Source organism: Methanobrevibacter sp., assembly GCF_045646045.1.
GTDB lineage: Archaea > Methanobacteriota > Methanobacteria > Methanobacteriales > Methanobacteriaceae > Methanocatella.
Genome location: NZ_JAZRJY010000134.1, coordinates 1 through 11419, shown reverse-complemented (window position 1 = coordinate 11419; position 11419 = coordinate 1). Strand labels below are relative to the sequence as shown.

At 29.5% G+C, this 11419-nt stretch carries 11 protein-coding genes; 4 read left to right on the top strand and 7 right to left on the bottom strand.

Annotation, left to right across the window (positions count from 1 at the left end):
* The coding region (locus ACKI5C_RS08900; RefSeq protein WP_407432783.1) for an Hsp20/alpha crystallin family protein at positions 1–537 on the top strand (537 nt) is incomplete at its 5' end.
* 160 nt (positions 538–697) lie between these two features.
* Positions 698–1147 (top strand): hypothetical protein, encoded by a 450-nt coding sequence (locus tag ACKI5C_RS08895; protein WP_407432782.1) that lies wholly within the window; start codon positions 698–700, stop codon positions 1145–1147.
* 54 nt (positions 1148–1201) lie between these two features.
* Here the strand turns inward: ACKI5C_RS08895 and ACKI5C_RS08890 are convergent, their stop codons facing one another.
* Both ACKI5C_RS08890 and ACKI5C_RS08885 read right to left on the bottom strand, forming a co-directional pair.
* Positions 1202–1627, bottom strand: a complete 426-nt coding sequence (locus ACKI5C_RS08890) for a hypothetical protein (protein WP_407432781.1) — start codon at positions 1625–1627, stop codon at positions 1202–1204.
* A gap of 311 nt (positions 1628–1938) precedes the next feature.
* Complete coding sequence (locus ACKI5C_RS08885; RefSeq protein ID WP_407432780.1) at positions 1939–2946, bottom strand: SIS domain-containing protein; 1008 nt, start codon at positions 2944–2946, stop codon at positions 1939–1941.
* A gap of 95 nt (positions 2947–3041) precedes the next feature.
* Between ACKI5C_RS08885 and ACKI5C_RS08880 the strand changes: the two genes are divergently transcribed.
* Positions 3042–3668 (top strand): DUF447 domain-containing protein, encoded by a 627-nt coding sequence (locus tag ACKI5C_RS08880; protein WP_407432779.1) that lies wholly within the window; start codon positions 3042–3044, stop codon positions 3666–3668.
* Here ACKI5C_RS08880 and ade read toward each other — a convergent pair.
* Both ade and ACKI5C_RS08870 read right to left on the bottom strand, forming a co-directional pair.
* Positions 3665–5380 (bottom strand): adenine deaminase, encoded by a 1716-nt coding sequence (gene ade, locus ACKI5C_RS08875; protein ID WP_407432784.1) that lies wholly within the window; start codon positions 5378–5380, stop codon positions 3665–3667. The genes ACKI5C_RS08880 and ade overlap by 4 nt on opposite strands.
* Before the next feature lies 1 nt (position 5381).
* A complete protein-coding gene (locus tag ACKI5C_RS08870; RefSeq protein ID WP_407432778.1) occupies positions 5382–6602 on the bottom strand; it encodes a TIGR00300 family protein in 1221 nt (406 codons plus the stop codon).
* Between the two features lie 174 nt (positions 6603–6776).
* Here ACKI5C_RS08870 and ACKI5C_RS08865 point away from each other — a divergent pair, with 174 nt between their 5' ends.
* The gene (locus tag ACKI5C_RS08865) at positions 6777–7052 is read left to right on the top strand and encodes a winged helix-turn-helix domain-containing protein (protein WP_407432777.1); all 276 of its coding nucleotides are present in this window, start codon (positions 6777–6779) and stop codon (positions 7050–7052) included.
* Positions 7053–7071: 19 nt separating this feature from the next.
* On the opposite strand, the gene speB is transcribed toward ACKI5C_RS08865, so the two are convergent.
* From speB to ACKI5C_RS08850, 3 genes are all read right to left on the bottom strand, one after another.
* Positions 7072–7941 (bottom strand): agmatinase, encoded by an 870-nt coding sequence (speB, locus tag ACKI5C_RS08860; RefSeq protein ID WP_407432776.1) that lies wholly within the window; start codon positions 7939–7941, stop codon positions 7072–7074.
* 33 nt (positions 7942–7974) lie between these two features.
* On the bottom strand, positions 7975–8364 hold the full coding sequence (locus tag ACKI5C_RS08855) for a translation initiation factor IF-5A (RefSeq protein WP_296795498.1): 390 nt from the start codon (positions 8362–8364) through the stop codon (positions 7975–7977).
* Positions 8365–8857: 493 nt separating this feature from the next.
* The coding region (locus ACKI5C_RS08850; RefSeq protein WP_407432775.1) for an AMP-binding protein at positions 8858–11419 on the bottom strand (2562 nt) is incomplete at its 5' end.

Below are 11419 nucleotides of genomic sequence, written 5' to 3'. Positions count from 1 at the left end.
GAAAAAAAGGAAAAAGGCAAAGATAAATTCGATGAAAAAAAGGAAAAAATGGAAGATAAATTCGAAGAAAAAAAAGAAAAAGGTAAAGTTTACTCAGAAATGTTCGTAAATGACATAAACAGCACAATTGAAGAATTCAAAGAAAATTTCAAAAACATGCAAAAATATGCTGATGAAAAAATCAATGAGTATAAAAATGCTACTGTGAGTAACTTAGCTGCTGATTTAGTTGAAACTGATGAAACATACTACTTAAAAGTTGCAATTCCAGGTATTTCAAAAGAAGATGTTGAAATCGAAGCAGGAGACAATGATATTGTAATCACTGCAACATTCAAACCTTTAATTGAAGAATTGGAAGAAGATGAAGATGCAAATGTTATTGCTTCTGAATTAACTACTGGAAGATGTTCAAAAACTGTTAGATTTGAAAACAGTATTGAAGTGGAAAACATCAAAGCAAAATATAATGCAGGTATTGTTTTAATTACTCTTCCAAAATTAGTTATACCAAAACATAAAATTACAGTAGAATAATTATCTACAAAAATCGACTGGAAAACCCCTTTCCAGTCAAAGAACTTTTTTTTACTATTCAAAATTAATTAATAATTACCTCAAAAAATATAATTTTAAATACCAAATGTAATATATTAATAACATTAAACAAAGATGCAAAATCTTCGGAGGCATTTTTATGAATGAAAATAAAAAAATTGATTTAAAAGTGATTTTAAAATACTCCATTGTGGGCATTGTTTTATCATTATTATTAGGGACAATATTCTACTATTTATTTTCCTTTACAACATACAAACAAATAGAATATGCCTCGTATATGTCTTTAGGTATTTTTCCATATAGTTTTTGTATTGGATTAATAATAACTGAGATAATTCTTACACCACAAATTAAAAATATGTATGGTTCTATTATTGTTGGATTTATAATCGGCCTGTTTACTAGCCTGTTGCAAAATACAGTCATTCTTACAGTATACGGAGGCCAACAACTAATGTACTTTTTAGAATTCGTTGGAAATCAAACATTATTATTAATAATACTTGGAGTAATCTTTGCTTATATTGGAAATGCTTATCTAAAAGGAAAAATTAATATCCCAATTATCAATAAATATTTGGGATGAAAAACCTTTTTTAAGCAAATCCCTCTATTTTTTTATAATTGATATTAAAAAAAACTACTCTTCATTTTCCTGTGACGAAAAGTCTGCAAATGAATCATTCTCCACACGATCATTTAACTTCAAAGTTTTTTCAACATCCATTGCCAAAGCATCACAATCTGCTTTAATACTGTTCAAATGCAATAAAATTCTTTCTTTTTCTTCATTGATTCTTTCTATATTTGTATATGGGTAAGTAGCTTCCTTAAACATTTCATAATCAACTGTTGTATACGGATAATCATTCAACTGTTTGCACACATTTTTTAATATGTCTGCTAAAAATTTATTCATTTCAACTTTTACTCTGTCCCTAATAATTTTGTCACTGTCGAGATTTTGCCTCATCAAACGATATACCTCATTTTTAGCAAAAGGCAATTTTTCTTTTTGTTCAACGACAGGTTCATTAGTTTGATTATTAATTTCTTTTTCAGACATAATACTCACTCCCAAAATTAAAATATTGTGCAAAAATAAACAAGTTAAACACAAATTTATCATTACATAATACCAATACTATATATGTTGACTTAACTATATAAAGGTTTGCTTTAAATTAAATTATTGATTAATATTTTTAATACATAATAATTTAACTAGTAGAATAATTAATCGGAAAATTAATAATTATAATAGTTTGAAAAAATAACAACAAAAAAGTAAAAAACAGTTATACAATGAAAAAAAATTGAGCAATAAATAAAAAAAGAAAATAATTAAAACAGTAGAACATCATCTACCGTTTAAATTTAGTATCTGACTTTACCGATATGTCTTGTAGCACCAGGATCTTCATCATTGAAGTGAGCTAAATAATAGACAAACCATTCAAGAGGAACTACAAAGACCAATGGAGATAATAATTTATTTACATCAGCAAAGTCTTTTAAATTAAATACTATGACTTTAGCTTCCAAATTATTGGAAAAATCAATAGCTTTTCTTGTAATTACATCAGATTCGAAATCACAATCAAATATAATCATAGGAACATCTTTTTCAGCACGTTCAATTAATCCATGTCTGAATTCAGAGGAATATAATGGGCATGCATGTTTAATTGCTCCTTCCATAAGCATAGTCATTGCTACTTTAAATGAAAGACCAAAATTAGGTCCGCTTCCCAAACAGTAGAAAATTTCTTCATCTTTATATTCTTCAGCCAATTTTTTATAATCTTCTTCAGTTGTCTTAAGCAATTCTTCTATAATATCTGGAATTTCCTGTAACTGAGATAATAATTCATCTTTATTTTCATAATCAGAAGCTGAGAATAAAATTTGATAAAGACAAGCAATTTGAGTCACATAAGTTTTAGTACCTAAAATAGCTGTTTCTGTTCCGCATCTCGTGATTATTGGAGTTTTAGCTTCTTTAATCATAGAACTATCAGGTTCATTAGAAATTGAAACCGTATGAATGCCAAATTCATTAGCACGCCTAAGAGAAGATAATGTATCTGATGTTTCTCCAGACTGGGATGTGAATATTGCTAGTGAATTTTCTCCTTTTTGTAAAAATTTGTTATAATAAAATTCATATCCTGAAAATACTTCAATATTTAATGCAGTAGTCATTCTAAGTGCGTCTCTAACACTGTAACAAGTTGATATAGAACTTCCACATCCAATTAAATAAACTTTATCTACTTTTTTAACCAATTCAGAAACTTCATTCATTGTAGGTAATTCATTTTCAAATGTTTTTCTAAGTGAATCTGGTTGTTCCATCATTTCATCATACATTTTGTATTTCATGGAAAGCCTCCTATTTTATTTTTATAATACAGTATATATTTTTCTTTTTTAAAATATAAAAAGTTTTTTTAAAAAAGAAGCATAACCTTATATTAATGGAAATTGATTTAACAAAAATTGGTATGTATAAAGGTCAGCAATATGAAACCATCATCACTACAGAGAATATGGATGGTAGTCTGAATGCCGCACCTATTGGAATTTTATGCGGAGGAAATAATAAGGTAATGTGCCGTATTTTTAAAGGAAGCCATACATTGGAAAATATCATTGCACAAAAGGAATTCATTGTCAATATTACACAAAACCCAGAACTATTTACCTGGTCTTTATTAGACAATCTTGAAGCAAATGATTTCAACGAAAACAAATCCATTAAAGGTGTTGATTGTTACTTTAAATGTGAAGTCACAAGCATTAAAAAGGCAGTAAAACAAAGCGACCCTATTAAAAAGAAAGGAGAAGCTAATGTTATTAAAGCCGATGTTACAGAATTAATTATCAATAAACCAACAAAAGCATACAATAGAGCTTTCAGTTATGTTATAGAATGTTTAGATAATTTTTCAAGAATAAATATTGTTGATGATGAAAAAAGAAAATATTATCTGGATTCATTTAAGGAAGCTTATAGGGTTGTAAAAAAAGTCGGATCTAAAAAAGATAAGGATGCAATGGATAAAATAAAAAGTAAATTAAATGAAAAAGGTTATGACATTTAATTTATAATTACATCCATAAATTCAAAATTATCACAATCAAATAATCCTTTATCAGAGATTTTAATTGATGGAAGCACTAAAAGAGACATAAATGCCATTGTCATGAAAGGTGCATCAAGTTTACAGCCTAATGCCATTGCCATTTTCTGCAAAGTACGTAAATTTTTAGCCACATCAAATGCATCCTCATTACTCATCAAACCAGCGATAGGAAGAGGCAGAGACCCGTTAAAATCTTCACTTACAACAGCTATTCCACCACAGTTATCAATTACAGTGTTTACTGCATCCGCCATTACTTTTGAATCATAACCAATGACAATGATATTATGAGAATCATGAGAAATTGATGATGCAATAGCTCCTTTTTTAAGACCAAATCCCTTAATAAATCCATTAGCAACATTATTTCCACCATAACGTTCAACAACAGCAATTTTTAATACATCCTGAAAAATATCTGATTGAACTTTGCCATCAATACATATTAAATCAGCAGTAATATCTTTAGTTAACAATTCACCATTATAACATTTTATAACATTGACTTTGCATTCATCACCGTCATAACATACATCAAAGTCTTCAGGTTGCTTTTTAGATGCATTTATTGTATTTTTAAATTCAACATCATCAACATCAAACAAAACATTTTCACCGTCGAATACACATTCACCTGCAACATATGTTTTTAATATATTAAAATCAATTAAATTATCAATTATTATAAAATCAGCTTTTGCACCTGTTACAATAGCGCCGCCATCCAAATTATAATGTGCTGCAGGATTAATGGTTACCATTTCAATAGCTTTAATTACATCCACACCTAATTCACAAGCCTTTTTAACAGAACCATTAAGATGACTTTTAACTAAATCTCTTGGGTTTTTATCATCAGATACAATAAAATCAAAAATTGGAGAATTAATTCTTCTTTCCAAAACATCAGTCGGTATGATACCGAAACTATCCTGATTTTTCCAATAGTCTAACCTATCATTAAAATCAAAAAGATCTTCCATATTTTTGGCAGATGATCCGTCACGCACCATAATTTTCATACCCTTCTGCTTTTTTTCAATAGCTTCAATAAAATTACTGCATTCGTGGTCAGTAACGATATATTGTTCCAGATATTTATCCAATTCTTTACCTGAAAGCAATGGAGCATGACCATCAATAGGTTTATTATACTTTCTTGACAGTTCCAATTTTCTTAAAACTTCTTCATCACCATTTATAACACCTGGAAAATTCATCATTTCTCCAAGAGCAACAATTTCATCTTTTTGAAGTAAAAATTCAATTTCATCAGAGGTTAAAACAGCTCCTGATGTTTCAAATCCCGTTGCAGGAACACAAGATGGTGCTGAAAAATAAAAATTAAATGGAACTTGAGATGCATTATCAATCATGAATTCAATACCTTCAATTCCGCAAACATTAGCAATTTCATGAGGATCACAGACAACAGAAGTAGTACCGTGCCTAACTGCAATTTTGGCAAATTGAGCTGGAGTCAGCATACTACTTTCAACATGAATATGGGAATCAATAAATCCTGGAAGCAATAATCCTTCCACATCAACTTCAGTATTTTCACCAAAAATGATGGGAACGATTTCTTCAAAAATACCATTTTTAATAGTAATTCTAGCAGGATAAACAGAATCAGTCAAAACATCCAGAATAAAAGCAGTGAATGACATTTTAATCCTCATTTAATGCATCATAAAGTAATGGTAAAAATGAACCTATATCAGTGACGATACCAATTACCTGTGCACTGCCCCTATCAGACAATTTGGTAACAGTGGATGGATTAATATCAACACAGATTGTTTTAACTCTTGAAGGGAGCATATTTCCAGTTGCTATTGAATGTAACATTGTAGCTATCATTATAACCATATCTACTTCCTGAGCATATTTTCTCATTTCTCTTTGAGACACAATAACATCAGTTATTACGTCAGGAAGTGGTCCGTCATCACGAATAGAACCTGCCAATACAAATGGAACATCATTTTTAATACATTCATACATTATTCCACCGGTTAGAGTACCATCTTCAACAGCATCCCTGATAGAGCCTGAACGATTAATTTTATTAATGGTTCTCATATGATGAGTATGTCCATGAGCAACAATTTTACCTGTTTCCACTTCAATACCTAATGAAGTGCCGAATATATTAGACTCCATATCATGAGTAGCCAAAGCATTACCTGCCATGATAACATCAATATAACCCTCACGAATCAAAGATGCCAAGTATTTACCGGATCCTGTGTGAACAATAGCAGGTCCACCAACAATTCCTATTTTTCCACCTTTAGCTTTAATTTCTTTCATTTCTTTAGCAATGCCCCTAATAATATTCATTAAAGGTTTTTCAGAGGACACATCACTATTCATGAATTCAAATACCTGTTGTTCATCCCTTGATCTGTGAGGTGGTGTAACTTTTACACCATCCAGGCCAACAACGATTTTATCTCCAACTTTTACATCAGCTATAGGTTTTACAAAAGCACGATTAGCTTTTTCATCAACAACAACCAAACAATCCATTTCAATATCTTCAACAGGAAGCCAATTTCCTTTATAGTAAATATGAGTAGTATGATTGGATGAGGAGTAAAAACCCTCTGGAGCAACTTTATCTTTTGTAGATGCAACCAAATTAACTTCTTTAAGCTCATCAATTGATGCACCAAGAACTGATAATTCATCTAAAATAGATTCCAATAATTCGGGAGATTCGGCAGATACTTCAATTTTCGCTTTACTAATATCAGATTTCTTTCTACCAACATTAATTTCCAAAATATCAAATTCTCCACCTTTGTCCATAATAATGCCCATTGTCCTGGTTAAAGTTAATGAGTCAATAATATGGCCGGAAAGACCAATAGTTCTTTTATACATAATATTTTTTGCTCCATTATTTATTAATATTATAAATTTGTTTTCGATGATATTTAATGGTATTGATGAAAAAATTATTAAAAAAATATATTTAAAAAATTTCAAAAGTATGCTATTATCCTGCTAATAGCATATACAAATTAATTAAAACAACAACGAACAAAGTTATAAATTATGAAAATTAAAGATGATATGCGAATTATCTCATTATTACTTCGTTCAAAAAAAAGAGTCGAAGTTTTAAAATCTTTAGAATTCGAAGATAAAATACCATCAAAAATCAGCAAAGATATTGGAGATAATAGTAATCATGTATCTAAATACTTAAAAACACTAAAAGATGCTGAATTAGTTGTTTGCTTAAATGAAGAGGATTCCAGATACAGATTTTATAGTATCACAGATAAAGGAACATATTATCTTAATCAGGTAAAAGACAAATACGAATAGTTAAAAAATCCATTACCAATTAAACTAAAGACAAAAAGTCATAAATTATTTTGGCAGCAGTTACGGCAGTATTTTCACCTAATTTATTTGTAGCCGTTTCAACAACATCCATTCCAACAACATTTTTATAAGATAAAGATTTAACAACATCTTCTATTTCAGATACAAACAATCCTCCAGGTGTTGGATTTCCGACAGCAGGAGCAATAGCCGGATCAAAAACATCCATGTCAATAGATAAATAAACCGGAGTATCAACAGTCGTCAAATAATATTGTACTGCATCCATATGACGATGCACATCCTTATTTTTAAAAGTCTGAATATTGTATGTTGAATCAACAAATTCATCCTCTTCAGCAGATGAGGATCTTATTCCGATTTGAACTAAATCAACACCAAATTCATGAGCCCTTCTCATTACTGTTGCATGAGAATATTTCTCACCAATAAATTTAAATGCCAAATCTCTGTGGGCATCCAAATGCACAACAGTCAATTTATCATATTTTTCAGATAATGCTTTAATAACACCTATTGAAGCGGAATGCTCACCGCCAATGGTTATCGGCCTAATTTCCAAATCCAATAATTCATTAACAGTATCCTCAACAATTTTACATGTAGCTTCACAGTTACCTGGAACTACATTCACATCACCGAAATCATAAAAAACAGTATCAATAGATGACTTAAAATTAATATTATACTTTTCAAATCCGTATGACGCTTCACGAACAACAATAGGACCTGAACGAGCTCCTGAATGATATGATGTCGTGCTGTCAAATGGAACACCAATTATGCCATATGAATCCTTTTTAATATTATCAAAATCAGTCTGTGCGGAAAATGCGAATTTCCACGGTTCATAAGTATTCAATAGCATAATATATCTAAAAAAAAGAATAAAATAGAGAACTTATTTAGTTCTCATGATTTTCATATTACCTAAAGCTACAATGTATTCTACTTCAATACCTTCTGAAATTTCATCTTTTAAATCTTCAGGCATTGGTAAATCTAAAGTTTCGTAACTTTCCATATCCATTAATTGAACATTTTCGCCTTGGATAGATAATACTTGACCTACTCTTTTATCGATAATTGGAATATCTACTTTAGTATCTACAGGTTTAACAATACTTCTTTTTTGGTTATCAAAAATACCTACAGCTTCTAATCTTGCTTTAGCAGCCCCGTGTTTACCTGGGGAAGAGGTAGTTAAACTAGTGATTTTAGATGCTTCTCCACCTAATACTATATATTTTCCAACTTTTAATGTTTTAATCTCTACAACTTTAGTTGACATTAATTTTCCTCCATAAATTCCACATTTTATAATCTACAATAAGAATTATTTTAGATTAATTATAATTTTTATTTACTATTTTATTTAAAGTATTCGATTTAAGCAAACAATACAAATGTTATTGCTAAAAGGATAGTCATTATAAAAATCCCTAAAACCAAAAATATTTTTTTAATATCACTTTCACATTTTATAATATATGATTCACCTTTTAAATCGGATAAACACTTTCCAGTATTTTATATTCATCATCATTTCCCAAAAAACTGTAAAATGCTCCAAATAGAAATAAAAGCAACAATGGTGATTTCGAATAAATAATATTCATTCCCGCTTAATTAACATTACCCCGGAAGCTAAAAGTAACATTAACATTAAAAATAGAACACCATAATTACTAATGATACATATTAAAAATCATAACCTCCACTATTAAATTATATAATATGTGGGATTTTCATGTCATGGATAATGCTATATAACTGTTTATCAATTAAATCTCATCCAAAAACTCCAAATTTAAATCCATTTCATCTTTTAAGAGAACATATTTTATTATGTTAATCCAATAACCAATAAATTCCCCAATATATTCATCAGTAAATCGCATGTTATGATATTTGATGTTTACATGGTATTGGTCATGCATTTCAAATATAATCACATCATTGATAAAGTTTACTCCAACATTTTTTATTAAACGTGGCCTGTTGAACTGTTTTTTATAGTCCACCATAGTTAAATTTAAGTCATCAATTTCATATGATTCTATGAAATTGAATATCCATTGATTGAAATATGTGAGTTTAAATGAATTAGGTTCTGATTTTATGATTCTTTTCATTTCATCATCAATATTATCAATTACATCACCAAAACTAGTCCAGGATTTTGTTTTAAATTTTAAATATATTGTTTTTGCAATATAGTGCTGTGTATTCATTAGTTCATTGAAAAATCTTCCGTTTGAAATTACCGGCAAAATACCTTTACTTAAATTACAATATTTATATAATGCCAGTACAAAAGTGGCCATGAATAAATGATTGAATGGCAAATTATGTTTTTTGCAGAAATTCTGTATTGACTGTTTATCTTCCAGAACTATACTTAAACTATTGTGTTGACACCAATCATTATCATACTCACGTATCGGAGGAATATACAAATCACCATAACCCATTACGTCTTTTTTGAATTTTTCATATAAGTCACTGGTTTTTATTTCATCCTCATAATAAAACATGTTATAATCAAAACCGTCAATTATTTCTTCTTTTATTTTATATTCCTGATTATTGTAAATTTTATCAATTTCATTAAACATTAATGATAATGAGTAATTATCACAAAATAGGTGGTCCAGAAATATTGACATGAACACTTTATTTTTATTTTCTACCATTACACAATATAAAAACTTATTTTGATATGAATCCCAGTCTTCTTTGAAATATCTGTCAAATATATAGTCATTTTCCTGAAGAACAACCTTTTCTTCAAATAAATCAAATTCAGACTCACCAACTTTAGAAATTCTAATTAAATTGGAACCATCCCATTCATCTTCACGTTTTATATAATGTTTATCATTTATTGTCGTTAATGTTGATTTTAAAAACGGATGTCTGTCTAAAAATTTAATAAAGGCTTTTTTAAGTTTATCAACATCAACATCAAAGATTTTAATAGCATAAGAAGCTTTAAATGCAAACGGATTTTCAGCCCTACTTTCATACACTACTATTTGATCTTTTGTTAATGGATACAATTCTCTTTTCTCATATTTTTTAAATTTACTCACATTATCATTTGAAAATATTTCAGAAATGCTTCTAACAGTTTTACATTCTATTAACTCAGAGAAGTTTAAATTAATTTTGAATTTTGAATAGATTTCATAATTTAAGTTCATATATGTTAATGATGAAAATCCAAGAGACAACAAATTGTCAGTCACACCAAAGTCAGTATTTTCCAGAAGATTCCAACATATCTCCAGTATTTCCTGTTCGGTTTTATTTTTAGGCGCAACAACTTTAGAAGATACAATTCCTTTAGGCAATTTCTTTTTATCCACTTTACCGTTAACATTTAATGGAATCTGGTCCAATTTTATTACCACTGCAGGAACCATATAATCCGGTTTAGATTCTGCAATATGTTTACAAATGTTGTCTTCAATATTATTTATGTCACCTGATGCAACCACATATGCAACAAGATCATAATTTGAACCGCGTTTTATTGTTTGGACAGTTACGTCTTCAACATAACTGATTTCACGAATGACAGATTCGATTTCAGGTAGTTCTACACGGTTTCCTCTGATTTTAACTTGCTTGTCACGACGTCCGACAATAGCTAGAGTTCTATCATTCAGTACTCTTACCATATCACCGCTACGGTATAGTACGCCATAATCTTTATTTTCATCAAATGGATTGTCTATGAACGCTTCTCCATTTTCTTTTTCGCGATTTAAATAACCGTCAGCAATCTGATAACCTGCCAAATAAAGTTCACCAACCGCACCTACAGGGACACGTCTTCTTTCATCATCTAAAACATAGGCTTTAATGTTGTATAACAGATTGCCAATGGAAGTATGATCAATTTTATTCTCTTCTTTAATGGCTGTTACAGATACACAGGCTTCAGTTGGACCATATGAATCAACAAGCATATAATCTGTAGAATAATCAATTTCTCCTAATTTTTCTCCTCCGGTAACTAAAATTTTCAGTGAAGAAGTTTCAAATTCATCAATGAACAGTTTGGCTACCTGTGTTGGGAGGTGGGCATGAGTAATGTTGTTATTAATGAAATGATTATTTAATTTATTCATATCTAACCTGATTTCTTCAGGAATTATATTTAAACAGGCTCCAACGAACATGGAAACGAAAATACTTTTTATTGCACCGACGTCAAAACCAATAGATGCATATAATGCAAATGTATCTTCTGAGGTCATGTTTGACTTGTCTGTATAGTATTGAATATAATTTACAATTGATTTTCTTGTGATTTTTACTCCTTTTGGAATGCCTGT